At 48.9% G+C, this 23,703-nt stretch carries 19 protein-coding genes; all 19 read right to left on the bottom strand.

The features are described 5' to 3' along the window. Window positions 1-94: 94 nt before the first annotated feature. Window positions 95-733: a M15 family metallopeptidase gene (locus GVY42_RS01900; RefSeq protein WP_236548915.1), complete on the bottom strand. Its 639-nt coding sequence runs from the start codon at window positions 731-733 to the stop codon at window positions 95-97. An 11-nt stretch (window positions 734-744) separates the two neighbouring features. Continuing rightward, window positions 745-1,998: a lipid II:glycine glycyltransferase FemX gene (locus GVY42_RS01895; RefSeq protein ID WP_159562111.1), complete on the bottom strand. Its 1,254-nt coding sequence runs from the start codon at window positions 1,996-1,998 to the stop codon at window positions 745-747. Window positions 1,999-2,001: 3 nt separating this feature from the next. After that, on the bottom strand, window positions 2,002-3,495 hold the full coding sequence (locus GVY42_RS01890) for a UDP-N-acetylmuramoyl-L-alanyl-D-glutamate--2,6-diaminopimelate ligase (protein ID WP_230872800.1): 1,494 nt from the start codon (window positions 3,493-3,495) through the stop codon (window positions 2,002-2,004). A gap of 51 nt (window positions 3,496-3,546) precedes the next feature. Continuing rightward, a complete protein-coding gene (locus GVY42_RS01885) occupies window positions 3,547-4,764 on the bottom strand; it encodes a pitrilysin family protein (RefSeq protein ID WP_159562110.1) in 1,218 nt (405 codons plus the stop codon). A 51-nt stretch (window positions 4,765-4,815) separates the two neighbouring features. Next, window positions 4,816-7,032: a polyribonucleotide nucleotidyltransferase gene (gene pnp, locus GVY42_RS01880; RefSeq protein ID WP_159562109.1), complete on the bottom strand. Its 2,217-nt coding sequence runs from the start codon at window positions 7,030-7,032 to the stop codon at window positions 4,816-4,818. Window positions 7,033-7,160: 128 nt separating this feature from the next. Beyond that, complete coding sequence (gene rpsO, locus GVY42_RS01875; protein ID WP_074037213.1) at window positions 7,161-7,430, bottom strand: 30S ribosomal protein S15; 270 nt, start codon at window positions 7,428-7,430, stop codon at window positions 7,161-7,163. A 124-nt stretch (window positions 7,431-7,554) separates the two neighbouring features. Then, on the bottom strand, window positions 7,555-8,481 hold the full coding sequence (locus tag GVY42_RS01870; protein WP_159562108.1) for a bifunctional riboflavin kinase/FAD synthetase: 927 nt from the start codon (window positions 8,479-8,481) through the stop codon (window positions 7,555-7,557). A gap of 16 nt (window positions 8,482-8,497) precedes the next feature. Next, entirely contained in the window at window positions 8,498-9,412 is a 915-nt protein-coding gene (gene truB / locus GVY42_RS01865) for a tRNA pseudouridine(55) synthase TruB (RefSeq protein WP_236548914.1), read from the bottom strand. Window positions 9,413-9,458: 46 nt separating this feature from the next. Beyond that, entirely contained in the window at window positions 9,459-9,803 is a 345-nt protein-coding gene (rbfA, locus tag GVY42_RS01860; protein WP_159562106.1) for a 30S ribosome-binding factor RbfA, read from the bottom strand. Between the two features lie 18 nt (window positions 9,804-9,821). Beyond that, window positions 9,822-12,029, bottom strand: coding sequence for a translation initiation factor IF-2 (gene infB / locus GVY42_RS01855; protein ID WP_074037217.1), 2,208 nt, complete (start codon window positions 12,027-12,029; stop codon window positions 9,822-9,824). A gap of 21 nt (window positions 12,030-12,050) precedes the next feature. Then, window positions 12,051-12,347, bottom strand: a complete 297-nt coding sequence (locus GVY42_RS01850; protein ID WP_015881428.1) for a YlxQ family RNA-binding protein — start codon at window positions 12,345-12,347, stop codon at window positions 12,051-12,053. Then, on the bottom strand, window positions 12,344-12,619 hold the full coding sequence (rnpM, locus tag GVY42_RS01845) for an RNase P modulator RnpM (RefSeq protein ID WP_193343251.1): 276 nt from the start codon (window positions 12,617-12,619) through the stop codon (window positions 12,344-12,346). The genes GVY42_RS01850 and rnpM overlap by 4 nt, the downstream gene beginning before the upstream one ends. After that, window positions 12,616-13,779, bottom strand: coding sequence for a transcription termination factor NusA (gene nusA / locus GVY42_RS01840; protein WP_159562105.1), 1,164 nt, complete (start codon window positions 13,777-13,779; stop codon window positions 12,616-12,618). Before nusA ends, rnpM begins: the two co-directional genes overlap by 4 nt. A 14-nt stretch (window positions 13,780-13,793) precedes the next feature. Beyond that, window positions 13,794-14,270: a ribosome maturation factor RimP gene (rimP, locus tag GVY42_RS01835; RefSeq protein WP_193343250.1), complete on the bottom strand. Its 477-nt coding sequence runs from the start codon at window positions 14,268-14,270 to the stop codon at window positions 13,794-13,796. A gap of 113 nt (window positions 14,271-14,383) precedes the next feature. Further along, window positions 14,384-18,676, bottom strand: coding sequence for a PolC-type DNA polymerase III (locus GVY42_RS01830; protein ID WP_159562104.1), 4,293 nt, complete (start codon window positions 18,674-18,676; stop codon window positions 14,384-14,386). A 70-nt stretch (window positions 18,677-18,746) separates the two neighbouring features. Further along, window positions 18,747-20,447, bottom strand: coding sequence for a proline--tRNA ligase (locus tag GVY42_RS01825; protein ID WP_159563631.1), 1,701 nt, complete (start codon window positions 20,445-20,447; stop codon window positions 18,747-18,749). Between the two features lie 32 nt (window positions 20,448-20,479). Beyond that, complete coding sequence (gene rseP, locus GVY42_RS01820) at window positions 20,480-21,730, bottom strand: RIP metalloprotease RseP (RefSeq protein ID WP_159562103.1); 1,251 nt, start codon at window positions 21,728-21,730, stop codon at window positions 20,480-20,482. Window positions 21,731-21,733: 3 nt separating this feature from the next. Next, window positions 21,734-22,891, bottom strand: coding sequence for a 1-deoxy-D-xylulose-5-phosphate reductoisomerase (gene dxr / locus GVY42_RS01815; protein ID WP_159562102.1), 1,158 nt, complete (start codon window positions 22,889-22,891; stop codon window positions 21,734-21,736). A gap of 14 nt (window positions 22,892-22,905) precedes the next feature. Beyond that, entirely contained in the window at window positions 22,906-23,703 is a 798-nt protein-coding gene (locus tag GVY42_RS01810; RefSeq protein WP_159562101.1) for a phosphatidate cytidylyltransferase, read from the bottom strand.

Here is a 23,703-nt window from a genome sequence, read left to right as displayed (position 1 = left end):
AACAAAAACCTCCTAAATGATTCATATTCTGTTTCGTCCCCTTATCGCTACTGAATATTGTAGCGGAAAACGGCTTCATTGCCAACATTTCCGTTTAATCTAATAGAGGTTTTAGTGCATCGGCAAGAGGTGCCGTCTCTTCTTTGTCAGGTCGTTTCCCTGCAACAAGTTGACGAATCGACAAACCGAAGTCCATCTGGAGGTGAGGATAGTCCGGGAATGAGTTCCAGTCTCCGCCCCATTCAAACCCGAGCGCCTTCCCTAACTCCCCGAGTTCTTGCCAGTCAGGAATGTCATTCCGATTACGATCCGTATTCAGGTCATAGTCGGTCTTATTGTTATGGATGATGACGAAATCCACAGCAAGACCGTAGTTATGATAGCTCTGACCCGCCTTCGCATTGGTCACCACTTGCCCGGGTTCAGACCGTCCTTGCGCATACAGCGCATTCTGTTCTTTGGCAGAACGGTATCCAGAAGTGAGGCGTACTTCAAGGTCTAGACAAGAATGGGCTAATCGAATGAACGATTCTCCCCGATTGGCGACTAACGGATGCAACCGGTCAAAATCAATCTTCGACCTTGTCAAGATCGCATTTTCTTCCTCCACGTCCCGCACACACATATCCGCTTCAAACGTCGGTTCATCTACCCAAGGCACCGGTTCCGGTTGCATATAAAAGTAAGCGAGCGTAATGCCAATCAGAAAGGCGACCATTGCAAGAGATAACACGCCTGTCCACCTCATCTTCTTAACCGTTTACGCAGCCCTTTTAAGAGTGGCAATCCTTTTTCGAGAGCCATATACAAAGGACGATTCAAGACGAGGTCGAATTCCCCGACCTTTTCAATCATGTCGCTTCCCCATCCCGATTTGAATGCGTATAGACCAGCATACTCATCATCCGGGTCCGTACTTCCTGATACCCCGCCGAAGTCGTATCGCTCGGCGCCACTCTCTTTGGCCGCCTGCATCATCGTCCACTGCATCAAGTGGTTCGGCATAAATTCACGGAATTCATTTGACGAGGCTCCGTATAAGTAATAAGAGCGCCGTCCTGCGAGTGTCAACAGACCACCTGATAAGACGAGACCGTTCGGATAGGTCTGATCAAGTTCGACTAGCTCAGGGAGGGCTTGCTCCGCTTTCTGAATTTGTGCTTCCGTCTGTTCCTTGCGGTTCAAAAGACTGTTACGCTTCTTCTCAATCGTTTCTTTCTCAAGACCCCGTTCAATCTTCGCCAACTCTTTCTTCGCTTTTTCTAGCGTTGCCTGTTGCTGTTCGAGTGCGATTTTCGGTTCGAGGGTTGTCAAGAAGAGACGGGCATCGTTCGGTTGCAGACAATCGTATAGGTTCTCAAAATAATCGAGCCCTCGCGTAGCGAATCCGTCACGTTCCCCTGTTACTTTCATCAAATCGGCGAACGTTTTGAGTCCGTCACGACCGACCTCCTTGCAAACAATTCCCTTTTTCTCCGCGAGGCGGACGTTGTAGCGGAACTTATGATGGAATTTCGCAAAAATATCTTTCTCACTCGGGCGCAAATCCGTTTCCATGGTAAAACGAGGTTGGGCGTAATCAAATCCACCGCCATATCCCTTATGTTTAAACCCGATGGCAGCCATTTCGGTCAATAGCCCTGGCATCTCATCGCGATCAATGTTTGGATCGATTTTTACGACGATGGCTTTATGTGCCACCGCGACACGTGTTGCTTCTTTCACGAGCGCCTGCAGCGATGCCAAATCTTCGTAGTCCACGACAAATCCGCGTGGGGCATAACACAATGTGTATGGTAATTTCGGGACACGTTTAAACAAAAGTAAAGCGACACCGGACGTCACGCCGTCTCGCGCAACCGCGACACGTTCTGAAGTCCAGCCATTTTGGCGCTTCACATCTCCCCAACTCGATAGTTGCAACAAATCTCCACGGTCGTGTGTTTTGACGAAGTCGTCATGTTCTTTTTCTGTCAACGTAATTGGTTGTACTGCCATAAATCATGCTTCCTCCGTATTCAAAATGGTCGCTCGTACAATCGCCTCTTCGTCGAGCGGCAATTTTTCATTTCCGATAATTTGGTACTTTTCGTGCCCTTTTCCTGCTAGCACGATGATGTTGTCCGGTTTCGCTAAACGGGCCGCATAACGGACCGCTTCTTCTCGATCCCCGATTTCAACAAAGTTGTCATGGGTCATCCCGGCCGCAATCCCTTTTGTAATGGACTCATACGCTTCGAATCGTGGATCATCTGTCGTGATGATGACGGTACCGGCATAGGACGAAGCCATCTCGCCCATTGCCGGACGTTTTGTGACGTCACGGTTTCCACCTGTCCCAATCAAAAAGATAATCTTTTCTTTTGGTACGCCGACGAGCGACTTCAGACACTGTTCGATGCCATCCGGTGTATGAGCATAGTCCGCATATACGTTGTAACCTGGGACGTCTAAACGTTGCATCCGTCCCTTGGCCGGATGAATCATCTCAAGTGCTTTTGCAATTCGCTCAAGCGAGTAACCGGCAGCGAGAAGACAACCCGTCGCCAACAATAGATTGTACACGTTGAAACGACCGATGAACTGGACCGTTACCGGAAGTTTTGCGCCTTGGTAATTCAATGTAAAGCTGGTCTGAGACAACGTCTGTTCAATGTCCGTTGCCATCAAGTCTGCTTGCGCATCAATCCCATATGTTATTACTTTCGCACCGGTCATCGTCTCATAAAGAGGCGTTTGTGCATCGTCCGCGTTCAAGACGGCTACTTTTCCACGTGAGGCCATTTGACCGAGTTGAGCGAACAATAACCCTTTTGCACGTGCATAGTTTTCAAACGTTCCATGAAAATCTAGGTGATCGTGTGTCAAGTTCGTGAAGCCCACGATGTCAAAATCAGTTCCGATGACACGTCCGAGCTCAAGACCGTGTGAGGACACTTCCATCATCACGTCCGTCACGCCCTCATCACGCATTTGTGCCAACAACTGTTGAAGTTCTGAACTTTGAGGCGTCGTATTTTTACTTGGAACGATTTTATCGTTGATGCGTACTTCAACGGTCCCAATCAAACCGGTCGAATGACCGAGGACATCGAGGACGTCTCGTAAAATCGTCGTCGTCGTCGTTTTCCCATTCGTTCCCGTGATCCCGAACAGTCGCATCTGTTCAGATGGATACGCATAAAAGGCCGAAGCCAACAACCCGATTGAACGCGAGCTGTCACGCACAATCAAGTTTGGCACTGACAGGTCGAGCGGTCGTTCGCTAACGACTGCCACCGCGCCTCGCGCTACCGCTTGTGCCGCATATTCATGCCCATCGACCGTATAGCCTTTGATGGCGACAAACAGCGTTCCCGGCACAACTTCTCGCGAGTCCGTCGTCACATGCGTCACGACGATGCCTTCTAGATTTGGTTGATTAATTAGTTGTATCGTCTTCACTAAATCCGTTAAGTTCAAGTCTTTCCCTTCTTTCACCTGTATCCTATCCAAACTAAAGAATACCTCTTAATCAGTGTAGAGAACTTACAATTCGGTTTCAAGTCACGCTTCGTTTGGGAGGACAGATGACTTCGCCGGGCGATGGTTCAACACCTCACGAATCAATGCATTGACCTCATCGCGTTCAATCCGTTCTACTTTCTCAATCACTTGTTCAATCGGCTCGACTTCGTCGAGCAATAGCAAGTTCCGTCCGTTCCGGTTCATGCGGGCACTCGAACTTTCATTCCCGAGGGCGATCGATCCTTTCAATTGTCGCTTGCCTTTGTCTACTTCCTCAGCAGTCAAACCTTCTGCGACAAGTCGCTTCATCTCTCTCTCAAGGATGACTTCGACTTGTTCTAACGTATCCGGTGACGTACCGACATAAATGGTAAACGTACCGTGATCGGAAAACGTCGTGTAGTAAGAGTAAATGGAATAAGCTAATCCTTCTTCTTCACGGATGGACTGGAATAAACGCGAAGACATCGTCGCGCCGATTGCGTTGTTCATCAATGCCAAGTGAGGCAAACGGTCATCCGTCGCGGGAATCGCTTCGTAGTTCCAGCAGAGGTGGGCTTGCTCCGTTTCTTTTTGTTTCGACAATGTGTCATGGAACAGTTCCGGTTGATTGATTTCTTTCGACGATTCCCTAGAAGGGATGTGAGCAAACCTACGTTTTACCGCCTCAATCAATTCTTCAGAAACATGACCTGCAATCGAGACGACAATTTGCTCGGCCGTATACTGTTGCTGTAAGTATTCGACGAGCTGGTCACGTGTCAATCGATTGACACTCTCCTCCGTCCCTAAAATAGGTTGAGCGAGGATATCGTCACGATACGCCGCAATGGCCAATAGTTCATGAACGAGATCTTCCGGCGTGTCCTCATACATTTTAATTTCTTCCACAACGACACGCTTTTCTTTTTCCAACTCCTGTGCATCGAGCACCGACTCAAACAGCATATCTGTCAGTACGTCGAGCGCCATGATCGCGTGTTCATCGAGCGTTTTTACATAAAAGCATGTATGGTCTTTCGAGGTGAATGCGTTGACGCTTCCACCGAGCTCATCGAAAAAGGAAGCAATCTCTTTTGCGCTTTTGGATGCGGTGCCCTTGAACAGCATATGTTCAATCAAATGGCTGATGCCGATGTTCTCAAAAGTTTCTGTACGTGTTCCGGCTTTAATAAATACCCCGGTTGAGGTGCTGAGTGAACCATCGATTGGTTCGATGATGATTCGAACACCGTTCTCTAGTGTCATCCATTCCATATTCTCACTCCTATGAAAAAGGCCATCGCACCAAGACGATGGCCAGAATAATTAATTTGTCGAGCGCGGTGGACGACGGTCCCCGTCACGACGTGGCGGACGGCTTTCGCGAGGTGGACGGCTTTCACGTGCTGCCTTCCGTTTCGCTTCGTATGCCTCACGCTCTTCAGGAGACAATCCTTCTAAGATGAGCGCTTTTCGTGATGCGTTGACACGACCTTTGTCATCGATTTCAGTGACTTTGACTTGAATCGCATCGCCAAGCTTCACAACATCCTCGACGTTTGCGACACGCTCAAGGCTGAATTCGGATACGTGTACGAGTGCATCTTTCCCTTTGAATAACTCGACGAATGCGCCGAATTTCTCGATGCGACGTACGGTAGCATCGTATACTTCACCGACGACGACTTCACGGACAATGTCACCGATCATAGACATGGCAAGATCGATTCCTTCTTGGTCCGTCGAGGCGATGAAGACCGTACCATCTTGTTCGATGTCGATCTTGACGCCCGTTTGGTCGATGATGCTGTTGATCATCTTCCCACCTGGTCCGATGACGTCGCGGATTTTATCCGGATTGATTGTCATCGTCACAATCTTCGGTGCGTATTTCGACAATTGTGTACGTGGTGTATCCAACGTCTCAAGCATGTGGTCAAGAATGTGTAAACGACCGACACGTGCCTGTTCAAGCGCTTCTTCTAGAATTTCACGCGTGATTCCGGCAATCTTGATATCCATTTGAAGGGCAGTGATCCCGTCTTTCGTTCCAGCTACTTTGAAGTCCATATCCCCAAGGTGGTCTTCAAGTCCTTGAATATCTGTCAAGACCGTGTAATGCTCACCTTCCATGATAAGACCCATGGCAATCCCAGCGACTGGCGCTTTGATTGGCACACCTGCATCCATCAATGCGAGTGTCGACCCACAAATCGAAGCTTGTGAACTTGAACCGTTTGATTCGAGTACTTCTGAAACGAGACGAATCGTATACGGGAAGTCTGCTTCTTTCGGAATAATTGGAAGAAGTGCACGTTCACCGAGTGCCCCGTGACCGATTTCTCGACGACCTGGTGCACGGACAGGACGTGCTTCACCGACTGAGAACGGCGGGAAGTTATAGTGGTGCATGAAGCGTTTGTTCTCTTCTAGACCGATTCCGTCGATGATTTGCGCATCACCGATGACACCGAGAGTCGCGACCGACATGACCTGTGTTTGACCACGTGTGAAGAGACCGACACCGTGTGCGCGTGGGAGTAATCCGACTTCTGACGCGAGCGGACGAATCACGTCTGGACGACGTCCGTCTGGGCGGACTTTTTCGACCGTGATCAAACGACGGACTTCATCTTTGACGAACTTGTTCAAAATCCCTGAAACTTCACCGAGTTTCGATGGCTCGTCAGCAAGACGTTCTTCATACATCGCGACATATTTCGCAATCACTTCGTTGATGGCTTCGTCACGAGCATGTTTCTCTTCCACTTGAACCGCTTCTACGATTTCAGGACGAGCTGCTTCGAGTTCAGCAGTAAGCGCCTCATCGTATTTCGAGACCGTGTATTCGAATTTAGGTTTTCCGACGGCTTCTACGATTTCTTGTTGGAATGCGATCAAACGCTTGATTTCTTCATGTCCAAACAAGATCGACTCGAGCATGATGTCCTCAGGCACTTCGTTCGCACCTGCTTCAACCATGTTGATGGCTGTCGATGTCCCTGCAACTTGAAGTTCAAGGTCCGTTTTCTCCAACTGAGCCGTCGTCGGATTGATGACGAATTCACCGTCTACACGTCCGACTGTCACGCCAGCGATTGGACCGTCAAACGGTACATCTGAAATCGAGAGCGCGATCGATGTTCCTAGCATACCCGCCATTTCAGCCGAGCAATCTGGGTCGTTTGACATGACGTAAATCATGACTTGAATGTCATGACGGAATCCGTCTGGGAAGAGCGGACGAATCGGGCGGTCGATGAGACGTGATGTCAAAATCGCGTTTTCACCCGGGCGACCTTCACGGCGAAGGAAACCACCTGGAATTTTACCGACCGAGTAAAGTTTCTCCTCATAGTTGACCGTCAATGGGAAGAAGTCTAAATCTTTTGGTGCTTTTGAAGCCGTCACTGTCGCAAGGACAACCGTATCTCCATAACGCACGAGTGCCGAGCCGTTTGCTTGCTTCGCAAGTTGGCCGACCTCTACAGACAGTGGGCGTCCGCCCCACTCTGTAGAGAATACTTGTTTCGTACCTAACATGTACATTCTCCTCTCAAACCTTATCTAGTTTATTATGTAACTCATTCCAACGAATGTCTAATCATTTTCCTTAAAAAAGAAGAAACGGACTAGGACGTTGTCCCAGCCCGTTAAACAGTCTCAATCGATTAACGACGGAGACCGAGGCGTTGAATCAATTCACGGTAACGTGTAACGTCCTTGTTACGAAGGTACGTAAGCAAGTTACGACGACGTCCAACCATTTTCAAGAGACCGCGACGTGAGTGGTGGTCTTTCTTGTGTGTACGAAGGTGGTCGTTCAATGTGTTGATTTGTTCAGTCAACACAGCCACTTGTACTTCCGGTGAACCTGTGTCACCTTGTTTTGTCGCGAATTCCGCGATAATTTCGTTTTTACGTTCTTTTGAGAGTGCCATTGCCTCTCCACCTCCATTTAATGAAAAATTGCCGCGTTGCCGAGCCGACGTTGGTGAATCGACCAGCCAAGCGAAGCGGTGTACTTTGCGTACTTGACAAGGATAGCGTACCCGCTCTTGAAAGTCAAGATAGGATTGAACGAGCTGCCACCTCATCTTCTTTTAGTTGAGCGACCAATGCATCCAACCCATCGAACGCGCGTTCATTCCGAATATATTGGATCCACTCGATTTCGATGACTTGTCCATATAAATCCTCGGAGAAGTCGAAGAGATGGCTCTCAACAGAGACCGATCCCGTCTCATAAAACGTCGGACGACGTCCAACATTCGTCATCGCGTGGAACATCCGTCCGTCCGGTAGCGTGACTCGAGTCGCGTATACGCCCAATCGTGGCATGACGTACGAAGCGTCCATCAACACGTTCGCAGTCGGGAAACCGATTGTACGCCCTCTCGCATCACCGTGAATGACTTCGCCACAGATCACGTATGGCGTACCGAGGAGTTCATGTGCGGCATCGACCTGTCCCTTTGCCAAGAGTTTACGGATGCGGGTAGATGACACTTTTTCCCCATCCATCGTCTGCTCTGTGACAACAGACGTCGTGAATTGGTCACGCGAATGGTACGGAAGTGTCTCCATCGTCCCTTCTCCAAACTTTCCATACGAGTAATCAAAACCAGCTGTCACGTGCACGGCTCCGGCACCGATCAAATAATCATCGACAAACTGTTGCGGGGACAAATTGGCCAATTCTTTTGTGAATGTCAAGACGAGGCAACGCTCTACCCCGAGCGCTTCGATGCGCTTCAGTTTCCGGGACAGCGGTGTAATATAGCGGACCGCATCCGGTTTATTGGAGAGTACTTGTTTCGGATGAGGATCGAACGTGACGACCGTCACCGGCAGGTTGTGCTCCGCTGCCACGCGTTTGGCATGATTGATTACAGCTTGATGCCCTTTATGAACACCGTCGAAGAAACCGAGTACCATAATGGATGGATACACGTCGGGTGTTTCTGGATAAGTGAGATGTTTTGTTTCCATACTGTCAAATTCCCCCTTAGTCGATAGCCAACATGACCTCGACTGTAGCGTCTGTCGTTCCTTCTTGTCTTCGATATAAAGCAAGAGGGATTCCTTCTTCATTATAGACAGTAAATAACTCAAATTCGAGCGAAACGCCGTTCAGCTTCCCGCCGTTGCGAATATAGCGTTCCCGATTCTTTGGAATGGTGATCATTGGCCAGCGTTTGATCACATCTTCGAGAGGAATGACATGCGCCATTCGCTCCTCGACCGTTTCAAGTGTTTGAAGCGTTCCGAGTGTTACCGCGGTCGCTTCATCAAACGTTCCTGAGCTCGTCCGTCTGAGTTCGCTCATATGGGCAGGGTAACCGAGTTTCTCCCCAATCTGAACGGCGAGCGTTCGAATATACGTCCCTTTCCCACAGTCGATTTCCATTCGGAATCGACAGACGTCCGCTTCGAATATCAATTCACTCGTCCGCTCCAGACGATGAATCTCGACCGTCCGCCGAGGTCGTTCGACGGTCTGCCCTTTCCGAGCATACTCGTACAACTTCTTCCCATTTACTTTGACCGCCGAGTAGTACGGCGGGATTTGTTCAATCCTCCCTGTCAATTGGCGCATCGCCTCGTCAATCCGGGTTGCATCCAAATCGTTCGGTGTGACTGACTTCTGCGCGACGACCTCGCCATGCGCGTCCTCGGTCATCGTGGCGGTACCAATCGTCACCTCGGCCACGTAACGCTTCCCTTCATCTGTGATAAAACGTGACAGCTTCGTGGCGCGCCCTAAACAGATGGGCAATACGCCTGTCACTTCCGGGTCAAGCGTACCTGTGTGACCGACCTTTTTCGTCTGGAACAATTTTCGTAATTTAAATACGCAGTCATGACTCGTCATGCCAGCATCTTTATCGAGTACGAGCACTCCGTTCGGTTCCAATTTCATCCCTCCATATAAAAAAAGGGAGAACGACGTCTCCCCTTTCAAATTATTAATCTTTGTTCAAATCACGAATCAACGAATCGATATGGCTACCATATGCGACTGAAGAATCATATTCAAACGAGATCTCTGGTGTTTTCCGAAGACGGATGCGATTCCCGATTTCGCGACGGATAAACCCTTTCGCCTTATCGAGACCAGCTTGCGTTTCTGCTTTCACATCTTCCTCATCACCAAGCACCGTATAATAGACTGTTGCTTGCTGTAAGTCACCTGTCACATCAACGCTCGTAATCGTAGCGTTTTTTGTACGCGGGTCACTGACTTCCCGTAACAAGACATCTGTTATTTCTTTACGCATTTGCTCGGCAACACGTTGGGCACGAATTTTCATACGTGATCCCTCCTCACATTATTTACGTTCGACTTCTTTCATGACGAACGCTTCAATGACATCGTCTACTTTGATGTCATCAAATTTCTCTACTTTAATCCCACACTCATAACCAGTCGCAACTTCTTTCACGTCATCTTTGAAACGACGAAGCGTATCGAGTTTACCTTCGTAAATCACGATTCCGTTACGAATGACACGGACACCGGCGTCACGTGTGATTTTACCTTCTGTCACATAACAACCTGCAATCGCACCGACTTTCGAAACTTTGAAGACGTCACGGACTTCGACTTGACCTGTGATTTCTTCCACGAACTCTGGGTCAAGCATCCCTTTCATCGCGCTCTCGATTTCTTCGATTGCATTGTAGATGATGCGGTGGAGACGCATTTCAACGTTCTCTTGTTCCGCCATCGAACGTGCGTTTCCATCAGGACGGACGTTGAATCCGATGATGACAGCATTCGCAGCTGAAGCGAGGATGACGTCACCTTCCGTGATTGCACCGACACCTTGGTGAACGATGTTAACTTTGACGCCTTCGACATCAATCTTGCGGAGTGAACCAGCCAATGCTTCGGCTGACCCTTGAACGTCTGCTTTGATGATGACGTTCAAGTCTTTCACTTCACCTTCTTGAATGCGGCTGAACAAATCATCAAGACTTACTTTCGCCGACTCACGACGCTGTGACTCAAGGTAACGTTGGTAACGTTTTTCCCCGATTGCACGTGCTTTCTTCTCATCTTCGAAGACGATGAACTGGTCACCCGCTTGTGGAACGTCGTTCAAACCAGTGATTTCAATCGGTGTAGATGGTCCGACTTGTTTCACACGGCGACCGATATCGTTGACCATCGCACGGACACGACCGAACGTGCTACCGACGACGATTGAATCTCCGATTCGAAGTGTACCGTGTTGAACGAGAAGTGTCGCGACCGGTCCACGTCCTTTGTCGAGTTTCGCCTCGATGACTGAACCACGAGCTGGCATGTCTGGTGTCGATTTATATTCTTCGACTTCAGAAACGAGAAGAATCATCTCGAGCAATTCATCGATCCCTTCGCCTTTGATGGCAGAAATCGGAACGAAGATTGTTTCGCCGCCCCACTCTTCAGGGATGAGACCGAACTCTGTCAACTCTTGTTTGACACGGTCAGGGTTTGCCCCTTCTTTGTCCATTTTGTTGACTGCCACGATGATTGGAACGTTCGCTGCCTTGGCGTGCGAGATTGCTTCCTCTGTTTGTGGCATGACGCCATCGTCAGCCGCAACGACGATGATCGCGATATCTGTCACTTCGGCACCGCGGGCGCGCATCGTTGTGAAGGCTGCGTGACCTGGTGTATCGAGGAATGTGATTTTCTTATCGTTGACTTCAACTTGGTAAGCACCGATGTGCTGCGTGATTCCGCCCGCTTCTCCTGCGACGACTTTCGTGTTACGAATCGAGTCAAGAAGTGTCGTTTTCCCGTGGTCGACGTGACCCATGATGGTAACGACAGCTGGACGTTCTTCAAGGTCATATTGTGAGAAGTCGATCTCAACTGTTTCAAAGTCTGTCTCATCGACAACAACTTCTTTTTCAACCTCAAAGCCGAATTCTGCAGCGAGTAATTCAACCGTTTCATCATCAAGCGTTTGGTTGATAGTTGCCATGACACCGAGACCCATCAACTTCATGATGATTTCGTTTGGCTTTTTGTTCATTTTTGAAGCAAGGTCAGACACGCTGAGTACATCGTCATACTTGATGACGTTGCCCATCTCTGCCTCTTGCGCGAGACGCGCTGCTTTACGCTGACTTGTCTTCGAGTTTGGATCGGCTTCTTGTGGCACAGCCGCTTTTACCGGCTTGCCTTTGCCTTTCCCTTTTCCACGTTTTTTATTGCGTGGGTCGTTGTTTCGGTTGTCGTTACGATTTTGTCCACCGCGATTGTTTTGACCACCACGGTTCTGTTGTCCCGCTTGTGGACGTGGCGATTGTGCTTCTTTTTTCTCTTGCTTCGGCTCATTCGATGTTGACGTCGCTTTCGCTTCCGCTTGTTTTTCAGCACGATATTTTTCAGGATTGAACACACGGTCCAATTGTTTTACCGTTTCCTCATCGAGGACGGCCATATGGTTTTTCACCGGTTTGTTCAATTTTTCTAATTGAGTAATGACTTGTTTACTCGTTACATTCTGTTCTTTTGCAAATTCATAGACGCGTTTTCCCAAAGCATCCACCTCCGTTAATAGTTAAGAGAGAAGTTGCTTAAGCTTGTTCGCAAATCCGGATTCTGTCACCGATACGACGACACGCATGTCTTTACCGAGTGCAGCCCCGATTGTATAGCGATCGCTCACTTCAATCAATGGCACTTGATAAGACGCACATTTGTCAGTGACTCGTTTTTTCGTCGAGGCACCTGCATCTCCGGCTAGAATGACGAGCTTGGCACGACCCGCTCGTACATCCTTTAATACAAACTCTTCTCCCATCGTTACTTTCCTCGCTCGAGCAGCAAGGCCTAACAATGATTCCCACTGGCTCATGATTCGCCACCTGCGACAGCTTTCAACTGTTCATACAAGTCGTCGCTCGTCTTTACTTTCAAGTGATGGTCGAGCGTCCGTTTTTTCTCTGCTTGACGGACGACTTCGATATCTTTTGATAAGTATGCGCCACGACCGTTCACTTTACCCGTCTGATCGATGACCACGTCACCTTCAGGCGTCCGAACGACACGAATCAATTCTTTTTTCGGGAGCATTTCTTGTGTGACCACACACTTACGCAAAGGAAGTTTCTTTTGCTTCATGGTCATTCCTCTTCTTTCACCGCAGTCATTTCAACTGTAGCATCTGATAAGTCTTGTTCTACTTCATTTTGAACAATTTCTGGTTCTGATTCAACTTTTTCAGCGAACGTATCGAACAAATCAAGTGCTTCGGCATCCGTTTCACTCTTGATATCGATTTTCCATCCTGTCAATTTCGCAGCGAGACGGGCGTTTTGACCACGTTTCCCGATCGCGAGTGACAATTGATAGTCCGGTACGACGACTGTCGTCGATTTTGCTGGCTCGTTGACATATACCGCAACGACCTGAGCCGGGCTGAGTGCATTACGAACGAACTCTTTCGGGTCTTCAGACCAACGGACGATATCAATTTTCTCGCCGTTCAATTCGTCGACGATTGTTTGAACACGTTGTCCTTTCGGTCCGACACAAGCGCCGACTGGGTCGACGATATCCGAATGTACAGCGATTTTCGAACGGTCACCCGCTTCACGCGATACTGACATCACATCAACTGTTCCGTTTGAAATCTCTGGAACTTCGAGTTCGAACAAACGGCGCAAAAGTCCCGGATGCGTACGCGAAACTTGAATCGCTGCACCTGAACCTTTCGTCGTTGAATCTACTTTTGTCACGTATACTTTGATGCGATCATGAATTTGGTATGACTCGTTCGGCATCTGTTCATTCGGTGTCAATACAGCTTCAATGTTGTTTTCGAGACCGATATACAGGTTGCGTGGGTCAAAACGCTCCACGATCCCTGTCATGATTTCATCTTCTTTGTCAGCGAAGTGGTTGTAGATGCGTTCGCGTTCCGCTTCACGCATCTTCTGTGTGACGACTTGTTTTGCCGTCATCGCCGCGACACGTCCGAAATCACTCGGTGTGACTTCTTCTTTATGGAAATCGCCGAGCTCATAGTTCGGATCGATTTCATGTGCTTCTTCGAGTGAGAGCTGTTGGTCCGGTTGCGTGAGGCGCTCTACGACTTCTAACAAAGCGTAGACACGGATATCCCCCGTCACCTGATCAAACTCGACTTTCACGTGCTCGTTCGGGTTCGCCACGTTGCGGCGATACGCAGAAATGAGCGCTTGTTCGAGTGCATCGATAATGATATTTTTGTCGATTCCTTTTTCTTTGGCAATCTGATCGATTGTAGTGAGTAATTGTGGACCCATCTTCTTCCCTCTCCTTAACTAAACGTGACCGCTAAGCGGGCTTGTGCAATTTTGTCAACCGGTAGCGATACCGCTTTTTTTCTTGTCTTGATGCGTGTCTCGATCACGACCGTTTCCCCATCATATGCCGTCAAAATTCCTTCAAACTCTTTGGCACCATCGATCGGAGCGAACGTTTTCATGTAGACATTTTTGCCTACCGCACGTTCAAAATCGCTCGGCTTTTTCAGCGGACGCTCCGCACCAGGACTCGAGACATCAAGATAATAAGCCTGTTCAATCGGATCGGTTTCGTTTAGTTTTTCCGAGAGCTGTTCATTGATATTGACGCAATCGTCCAAATCGACGCCCCCCGGCTTATCGATATAGACGCGCAAGAACCAGTCTGGACCTTCCTTAACAAATTCCACATCGACCAATTCCATGTTTTCTCGTTCTACGATCGGCAACGCAATCGATTCAACGACTTCTGTTATTTTGGACACTCTCATCCCTCCTTCTGGCTTTTACATACAAGAAAGGAGTAGGGTTCCCTACTCCTTTCCGTCGTAGTATCCAACTTTGTTCGATACTAATATATCATATTTTCCCGATAAATCGCAACTTACACCCCAAAATCAAAGAATGAGAGTTGGTTCTCATCAGGCAGACCTTCGAGACATTTCATCGTATCGAGTGTCTCGATGACCGTTTTCGAAAGTTTCGCACGTTTCCGCAAATCTTCTTTCGAAAGGAACTGTCCTTCTTCCCTTGCTTCGACAATCGCTTTTGCCGCATTCGTTCCCAGTCCATCGACCGCGTTGAAAGGTGGAATCAGCGTATTGTCTTCAATCAAGAACTCTGTCGCACTCGACCGATACAAGTCGATGTTTTGGAACTTCATTCCCCGCTCGAGCATTTCGAGCGCAAGTTCGAGGACCGTGTGTAGCCCTTTATCCTTCGCTGTCGCATCGAACCCTTTTTCTCGAATATCCGACATCGCCTTACGAACGGCCTGGGGACCTTTGATCATCGCGGATAAGTCAAAATCTCCCGCTCGAACGGTAAAGTACGTCGCGTAGTACAGAATCGGATGATGTACTTTAAAGTATGCAATCCGGACCGCCATTAACACGTAGGCAGTCGCGTGTGCTTTCGGGAACATGTACTTGATTTTCTTACAAGACGAGATATACCATTCCGGCACGTCATTCTCTCGCATCTCGGACTCCATCTCTTCCGTTAGCCCTTTCCCTTTCCGGACGGATTCCATGATTTTAAAGGCGAATGACGGTTCGAGGCCCGCGTAAATCAGATAGACCATGATGTCATCTCGACAACCAATCACATCCTTCAGTTCGCACGTCCCGTTATAAATCAATTCGTTCGCGTTCCCGAGCCAAACGTCTGTTCCGTGGGATAGACCGGAAATTTGAACGAGCTCCGAGAACGTCGACGGTTTTGTCTCTTCAAGCATCTGACGAACGAATTTCGTCCCGAATTCTGGAATCCCGAGCGTCCCGGTTTTCGATTCAATCTGTTCTGGTGTCACCCCAAGCACTTCTGGTGAAGAAAAAATCTTCATGACTGTCGGGTCATCTGTCGGAATCGTCTTTGGATCGATACCAGACAAATCCTGTAACATCCGGATGACGGTCGGGTCATCATGCCCGAGAATATCAAGTTTCAATAAGTTGTCATGGATGGAGTGGAAGTCGAAGTGAGTCGTCTTCCATTCAGACGAATTGTCATCCGCCGGATATTGAATCGGGGAGATATCCGCGATGTCCATATAGTCCGGTACGACGATGATACCCCCTGGGTGTTGCCCCGTCGTCCTTTTTACACCGGTGACCCCAGAAACGAGACGGTCGACTTCGGCGTTCCGGTAAATCTTATCGTTCTCGGTCGCATAGCCTTTCACGTATCCATAAGCCGTTTTGTCGGCAATCGTTCCGATTGTCCCGGCACGATAGACGTATTCTTCTCCGAACAGTACTTTTGTATAGGCGTGGGCATGCGGTTGATATTCACCTGAGAAGTTCAAGTCGATATCCGGTACTTTGTCCCCTTTGAAACCAAGGAATGTCTCGAAAGGAATATCATGACCGTCTTTTTTGTACCACGTGCCGCACTCCGGACACTCCTTGTCTGGCAAGTCATACCCCGAACCGACCGATCCATCATTAAAGAAATGTGAGTGCTGACAGTTCGGACAGACGTAGTGAGGCGGTAGCGGGTTGACTTCAGTGATTTCCGTCATCGTTGCGACGAGACTCGACCCGACCGACCCCCGCGAACCGACCAGATATCCATCATCGAGTGATTTTTTAACGAGTTTATGCGAAATCAAATAAATGACGGCGAACCCGTGACCGATAATCGATTTGAGCTCTTTCTCAAGACGCGCCTCCACGATTTCAGGCAACTCGTCTCCATAGATGGAGCGAGCCATGTCGTAGCTCATATTCCGAACCTCATCATCTGCCCCTTCAATTTTAGGTGTGTACAAATCATCCGGGATGATTTGAATCGACTCAATCTGATCGGCGATTGCATTCGGATTCGTGATGACGATTTCACGCGCTAAATCGTCACCTAAAAACTTGAACTCTTCCATCATTTCTTTTGTCGTCCGGAAGTGCGCATGTGGTAATTCCTTACGCGTATTGATGAAGTTTGCCCCACCTTGTGTACGAATCAAGATTTCGCGATAAGACCGGTCGGACCGATCTAGATAGTGCACATTCCCTGTCGCACAAACCGGTAACTCGGCCTTCTCGGCGACACGAATGATGCGCTTAATGATTTCGCGGAGTTCTAATTCATTCGTCACAATCTCTTTGTCAATCAAATGGTGGTAGAGTGCCGGGGGATGAATCTCGATAAAGTCATAAAATGACATCATCTTCTCGAGTTCATCATCCGACTTGTTCAAGGCGGCGTCAAAAATCTCCCCGTTATCACAAGCCGAACCAATCAATAATCCTTCTCGCCGTTTCACAAGCTCGGAACGTGGCATGCGTGCCATCCGATACAAGTAATCGATGTGAGATAAGGAGATGAGCTCGTATAAATGACGAAGTCCTGGCTTTTTGTTTTTCGCGTAGATGGTCGCATGGAACGGACGAATCTTCGACACGTCACTGCCGACTTTCGCGTTCAACGAGCGATGTGTCGTCATTTCGAACATCTGCTTAGCGAGATCGAGTAACTTCATGAGCAAATACGCCGTTGCTTCCGCATCGTAAATGGCACGGTGATGTTGTGTCAGTTCGATATCGAATCGCTTCGCGAGTGTATTGAGTCGATGATTCTTCAACGTCGGCATCAACGTTCGAGCAAGTTCGAGCGTGTCGATGACCGGGTAATCGTCCGGTTCATGCCCACCACTACGGAGTGTCGCCTCGAGGAAGCCCATGTCGAATGACGCGTTATGGGCAACGAGAATGCTGTCGCCACACCACTCGACGAACTGTTTCGTGATCACTTCCGGGTCCGGTTGACCTTGGACCATGTCATCCGTGATCCCTGTCAATTCGATGGTGGTCGCTGACAAGTCATGTTTCGGGTCGGCGAACGCCTCAAACCGGTCAATGATTTCTCCGTCCTTGATTTTAACCCCAGCGAGTTCGATGATTTTATTGTAGACGGCAGAAAGTCCCGTCGTCTCGACGTCGAAGACGACGTATGTCGCATCATCCAATGCCACATCGGTCGCATGATAAGCGACAGGGACACCATCGTTGACGACGTTCGCCTCGACTCCGTATAACACTTTGATATCATTTTTCTTCCCGGCATAATACGCTTCCGGGAACGCCTGAACTCCAGCATGGTCGGTTATGGCAATGGCACGGTGTCCCCATTTTGCGGCACGAGCGACGAGCGACGAGACATTTGTGACGGCATCCATTTGGCTCATCTGCGTATGCGCGTGAAGTTCGACGCGTTTCTCACCTTCCCATTCGTCACGTGGTGGTTCTACTTTTACTTCTTGAAGTTGAGATGCCATCATACATAGTTCGCGCATGAACGAATCATCTTCGACCCGACCGGCCGTTTGAATCCACATCCCTTTTTTGACGGCACTAAGCATACGGTCGTCATCGTCATCGCGTGCAAATACCTTCACAATCAATGAGTCTGTGTAATCCGTCATCTTGAACGTGAATAGTTTCTTACCACTCTTCAACTCTTTGCGCTCTGCTGAGAAGACGAGTCCACGAATCGCGACACGTCGTTCTTCCTCGATAATCGTCTTGATTGGGACAATCTCATCTTTAATGAGCGCACCCATCCGGATTTCTGTAATCGGTTCGTCGTTCGTTTCTGTTGCCTTGGCGAATTGGGCAGCCAGTGCCATTTTCGCTTGTTCGATATCTTCTTGAACGACCTGTTCGCGAAGGGCTTGATTTGCCTCAGCGTCTTCCGAAAATTGAGCCTGACACGGTTTTTTCGTGAACCCATAGGCACTATAGAGCGCCTGTACTTCTTGACAGAGCTCTTTGTCCACATAACTCGCCTCAGGTGCGGAACGCACCGGAATCATAAGTTTGTTCTGCTCGAATCGTGGCGAAACGGAGCCGAAATAATTGCGCATCGCGCCAGATACTTGGCTCAACTCGCTGACGATTCGTGGCCAATAGTCGATATAGTCTTGTTCGCTCCCACCCGCTACTGTCGAGAACCGAGCGTACACCTCATCCGCAAACGTTGCATAACGGCTTTCTAGTCGACTCATGAACAATTGATGCACGTCGTATGGCAATACTGCTGGAAATGAAAAATAGAACGTCCACGTCCGTCGCTTCTTATTGACGACGAGTCGTGAGAGTTCGGCCTGATCAAACAGGTCCGTCTCGGTCGTGATCCCAAGGTCACTTAATAATAATTGCATCTTTTGATTTGCTTCCACGGGTCCGTCTTTCCCCCTTTATGCCAATTCGACAAATGAAGGTGACCGCTTCCGCTGTCACCTTCATCCATTAATGAACTTCGCTAAATTTTGAAGCGATGACTTCTTTCAATTCATCGATTGATGTTTCAATCACTTCACCTGTTGCACGTACTTTCACTTCAACGATGCCTTCGCCAGCTTTTTTCCCGACGTTCACGCGAATCGGGAGTCCGATCAAATCTGCATCGGCAAACTTGACGCCCGCACGTTCTTTCCGGTCGTCGAACAAGATATCGTATGTTTGACCGAGCTCTTCATAAAGACGGTTCGCCAACTCGACTTGCGTCTCATCTTTTGCGTTGATTGCAATCAAATGGAGATCGAACGGCGCTACGTTACGTGGCCAAATGATTCCACGCTCGTCGTGATGTTGTTCGACGATGGCTGAAAGTGTGCGTGACACCCCAATGCCGTAGCAACCCATGATGAGTGGTTCGGCACGACCCTCTTCGTTGAGGAATGTCGCACCCATCGCTTCTGAATATCGTGTTCCGAGTTTAAATACTTGTCCCACTTCAATCCCACGAGCAAAACGAACCGGACCGGACTCATCCGGTGCCAAATCGCCTTCGACAACGAAACGTAAATCGTGGTATGTCATCTCGGCAAGGTCGCGCGCAGCATTTACACCCGTGTAGTGTGTGTTCGCCTCGTTAGCACCACAGACAGCATCCACTAAGTATTTGACCGCATAGTCGGCAACGACTTTGACTGGAGCGTTAATCGGTCCGAGTGTACCTGGTGCACAGTTGAATAACTCAACGATTTTCGCTTCTTCTTCAAGTTGAATGTCGAGTCCACCGAGTGCGTTCTTCACTTTGACTTCATTCGCTTCGTGGTCGCCACGAACGATTGCCATGACGGTTTCGCCATCCACGTTAAACAAGACAGATTTGATTGTCGTCTTCGGGTCCACATTCAAGAATGCCGCCACGTCCTCAATCGTACGATTTTCTTCCGTGTTCACTTTTTCGAGCGGCCGAACGTCAGTTTGTTGCATCTCATAACGGTCGAGCGTTTCGGCCATCTCGATATTCGCCGCATAGTTCGACGTGTCCGTGTAGACAATTGTATCTTCACCAATATCCGCAAGCGCTTGGAATTCATGCGTGTCTTTCCCGCCGATTGCCCCAGAGTCTGCGACGACCGGACGATACTTCAGTCCTGTACGGTCGAAGATACGTGAGTACGCATTATACATGTTTGTATATTCTTCATCTAAGTCTTCTTGTGTCGCGTGGAATGAATAGGCGTCTTTCATCAAGAATTCGCGTCCGCGCAGCAATCCAAAACGTGGTCGACGCTCATCACGATACTTCGTTTGAATCTGGTACAAGTTCATCGGAAGTTTTTTATACGAGTTGAGCTCATCTCGGACGATCGATGTAATCAATTCTTCGTGTGTCGCACCGAGTGCGAAGCGACGGTCATGACGGTCCGTCAAGCGCATCAACTCAGGACCGTAAATGCCCCATCGTCCTGTCTCTTCCCAAAGTTCTGCCGGTTGGATGGCAGGCATCAATAGCTCTTGAGCTCCGGCACGATTCATCTCTTCGCGGATGATCGTTTGGATGTTGTGTAACACTTTATGTCCGAGTGGAAGATAAGAATAAATTCCTGCCGCATTTTGACGGATGAATCCTCCACGGACGAGGAGTTGATGGCTGACCGCTTCCGCGTCAGCCGGCACTTCTCTCAATGTAGGCATGAGCAATCTAGATTGTTTCATACAGTTCAACGTTTCCCTTCTCTACAAACAGCTTATTTAAAGAATGATTGAATGTCGTTCCAAGTGACAATCAACATTAAAATCATCAAGAGTGCGAATCCGATAAAGTGGACGAATCCTTCCTTTTTCGGATCGATTGGACGTCCGCGTACCGCTTCGAACAAGAGGAAAATCAAACGTCCTCCGTCTAACGCTGGCAATGGGAGCAAGTTGAAGATGGCAAGGTTGACGGAGAGAAGCGCTGTCCAATTCAACAGCATGATCAAACCGCTCGCCGCTACTTCATCTGTCATCCGTACAATCCCGACCGGACCTGCTAGTTGATCGACACCGACTTGTCCTGTCACCAAATCACCGACCGCAGAGAAAATCAGCGTCGACATCGTCCATGTCGTTTCCGCCCCCGTCGTCACGGCTTTGACCGGTGATCGTTCGAGCGCGTTCGTGACACCAAGAATCCCGACCGTCTCTCCGTTTTGTTCGACTGCTTGTGGTGTAAGGGTGACAGTTGCTTCCTCTCCATCACGGACATACGTGACTTCCGTAGGGGTGTCCGCGCGGTCTTCTAAAGCAGATCGCAAGTCGAGCCAATCGGTAATCGGCTCGCCTTCAATCGAGACGATTTCATCCCCACTCATCAAACCAGCCTCATCAGCGGCTGAATCCGGTTGAACCGTACCGATTTGACCATCGTTCGTTGGGGTTCCTTGAACGACCCCAACAATAATGAGCAAGATGAACGCCAAGACAAAGTTCATCGCCGGACCGGCTGCGATGGCCAAGACACGCTTCCAAACCGACTGGGCCCCAAACGTTCGATCATACGGTGCAATTTGAATTTCCATCCCTTGGTCGACAAGGAGTGTGTCTCGCTCTAATGAATAGACCCGCACTTCCTCATCGATGAGAAGTTGAACTTTCAACTCATGTGTCGAATCGAACTTATCGACGGTTCCGACGACATGGACATCTGTAGCCGTGTCCGGTTGGAAGTAGACACGATCGACCGTCCCCTGTTCAGTGAGACGAAGTCCGACATGCTGACCCGCTCGGACTTCAATCGGTTCAAAATCTTCTCCGGCCATTTTGACGTAGCCACCGATTGGTAAAAGACGAATGGTATAGAGCGTTTCATTTTTACGGAATGAAACAATTTTTGGACCGAATCCGATTGCAAACTCGTGACAGAGAATGCCTGCCCGTTTCGCCATGACGAGGTGTCCCCATTCGTGTACCGAAATGAGAACGCCAAACATCAAAACGATGGCGATAAAAGTCGTCATGATTTATTCCCCACCTTCAATTCCTTGCTGAATCTGTTGACGTACTGCTCGGTCAACTTCTAGAATTTGTGCGAGCGTCGGCTCGGCAATGACCTCATGTCGAGCCATCGCTTCTTCGACGAGTCGTTCAATCTCTAAAAACGTGATCTGACCGTTCAAGAATAGGTCCACTGCCACTTCATTGGCTGCATTCAAGACGGTCGGCATGGAACCACCGGCTCTTCCTGCTTCGAACGCTAACCGGAGTGCCGGGTAACGATTGAAATCAGCCTCTTCAAAATGCAGCTTTCCGATTTCCTTCAAGTTTAACCGCTTATTCCCCTCGATTTCAAGCCGCTTCGGTCCCGATAGCGCATAAAGGATCGGACCACGCATATCCGGGTTTCCAAGCTGGGCCATCACGGCAGCATCTTTAAATTCGACCATCGAATGAATAATCGATTCACGATGCAAGATGACTTCAATATCATTATAATCGATATCGAACAGCCAGTGTGCCTCGATGACTTCCAAGCCTTTGTTGAACATCGTCGCCGAATCGATTGTGATTTTTGCTCCCATTGACCAGTTCGGATGATTCAGTGCGTCTTCAACAGTCACATCAGCCAGCTCATCACGTGAACGATCACGGAAACTACCTCCTGAAGCCGTTAGAATAATCTTTGATACATCTTCTCTTCGTTCCCCGTTCAAACATTGATAAATCGCGGAGTGTTCACTGTCGACAGGCAATAGGTTGACCCCATGTTCTTTCACGGCCGCTTTGACAAGATGTCCTGCGGTAACGAGTGTTTCCTTGTTGGCGAGTGCAATATCTTTCCCTGCTTGAATCGCCGCAAGCGTCGGTTCGAGTCCAACTGCTCCAACGACTGCCGTCACGACGATGTCAGCCCTTTCTGCCGTCGCACACTCCTTCAGCCCCTCCGGTCCAATAAAATAGAGAGGTTCATATGTAAGACGTGGCTTCAACTGCTCGAGTACTTCGATACTCGTTGCCGACACATATTTTGGTCTAAGTCGATTGATCCATTCCGTGGCGACATCGACGTTCGTTCCGAACGCATACGCCTCAAGTTCAAACAGGTCGGGGTGCTGTTCGATGACGTCACAAGTTTGAACGCCAATCGAACCAGTCCCACCAATTAAGCTAATTCGCTTCATTTCGACACTCCTTTTTAAAGCAGATTAAACACCCAAATGACGGTAAAGACCGCAATCATACTATCAAACCGGTCTAAAATGCCACCATGTCCTGGTAACAGGTGACCCGAATCTTTGACTCCATACTGGCGCTTATAAGCAGACTGCACCAAATCTCCGAGCTGTCCGACTACCGCCACGACAATCGCTAAAATGACGACCTCAATTATCGGCAAAATCGGATCAATCCAGACGAAGATGATACCGAGTACAATCGCAGACACAATGCCCCCAATCGCCCCTTCAATCGTCTTGTTCGGACTAATCGATGGCCATAATTTGGCTTTTCCGAATGCCTTTCCGGTAAAATATGCTCCCGAGTCCGTCGCCCAAATCATAAACAAGATCAGCAACACTTTCGATAGACCGTCCTCAGAGAGCCGGACTAACGCAAAACTAGAGAAACCGACGACCAAATAGACCGCTGAGACGAAGTAAAAACTAGCGTCTTCATACGTGAACCGATTTTTCGTGACCACTGTCCAAAACAGCAACAGTACGAGCCCTAAGACGAGCCATTGTTCAATCGAGAACGGAAGTTCATCCGTGACAACCTGATTCTCAATCAATAATAAGAGGAATGGGAACGCCACGAGGAGCGCTGTCACCAAGAACGGAAACGCCAACAGCTTATGCTGTCGCATCAACGTGAATTCACTCAATCCGATGAGTGCTAAAATCCCCATCAATGAAACAAATGCATTTCCTCCAAGCGCAATTACCGTGATGAAGATGGCTCCTGCCCATAGTCCTGTAATAATACGTGTCTTCAT

Origin of the sequence: Exiguobacterium sp. 8A (genome assembly GCF_902506275.1) — a bacterium.
In the GTDB taxonomy this organism is placed as follows: domain Bacteria; phylum Bacillota; class Bacilli; order Exiguobacteriales; family Exiguobacteriaceae; genus Exiguobacterium; species Exiguobacterium profundum.
The sequence above is the reverse complement of the archived record's forward strand: the minus strand, read 5'-3'. Positions and strand labels throughout refer to the sequence as shown.

Coding starts and splice junctions, on each gene's coding strand:
- nusA (WP_159562105.1), bottom strand. CDS start 13,779: ATGGGTCCACAATTACTCACTACAATCGATCAGATTGCCAAAGAAAAA.
- GVY42_RS01895 (WP_159562111.1), bottom strand. CDS start 1,998: ATGGCAGTACAACCAATTACGTTGACAGAAAAAGAACATGACGACTTC.
- GVY42_RS01850 (WP_015881428.1), bottom strand. CDS start 12,347: ATGAGCCAGTGGGAATCATTGTTAGGCCTTGCTGCTCGAGCGAGGAAA.
- rpsO (WP_074037213.1), bottom strand. CDS start 7,430: ATGGCACTCTCAAAAGAACGTAAAAACGAAATTATCGCGGAATTCGCG.
- GVY42_RS01885 (WP_159562110.1), bottom strand. CDS start 4,764: ATGGAATGGATGACACTAGAGAACGGTGTTCGAATCATCATCGAACCA.
- truB (WP_236548914.1), bottom strand. CDS start 9,412: ATGAAATTGGAACCGAACGGAGTGCTCGTACTCGATAAAGATGCTGGC.
- rnpM (WP_193343251.1), bottom strand. CDS start 12,619: ATGACCATGAAGCAAAAGAAACTTCCTTTGCGTAAGTGTGTGGTCACA.
- rimP (WP_193343250.1), bottom strand. CDS start 14,270: ATGAGAGTGTCCAAAATAACAGAAGTCGTTGAATCGATTGCGTTGCCG.
- rseP (WP_159562103.1), bottom strand. CDS start 21,730: ATGACGACTTTTATCGCCATCGTTTTGATGTTTGGCGTTCTCATTTCG.
- GVY42_RS01810 (WP_159562101.1), bottom strand. CDS start 23,703: ATGAAGACACGTATTATTACAGGACTATGGGCAGGAGCCATCTTCATC.
- dxr (WP_159562102.1), bottom strand. CDS start 22,891: ATGAAGCGAATTAGCTTAATTGGTGGGACTGGTTCGATTGGCGTTCAA.
- GVY42_RS01870 (WP_159562108.1), bottom strand. CDS start 8,481: ATGGAAACAAAACATCTCACTTATCCAGAAACACCCGACGTGTATCCA.
- GVY42_RS01825 (WP_159563631.1), bottom strand. CDS start 20,447: ATGAAACAATCTAGATTGCTCATGCCTACATTGAGAGAAGTGCCGGCT.
- pnp (WP_159562109.1), bottom strand. CDS start 7,032: ATGTTAGGTACGAAACAAGTATTCTCTACAGAGTGGGGCGGACGCCCA.
- rbfA (WP_159562106.1), bottom strand. CDS start 9,803: ATGAAAATTCGTGCCCAACGTGTTGCCGAGCAAATGCGTAAAGAAATA.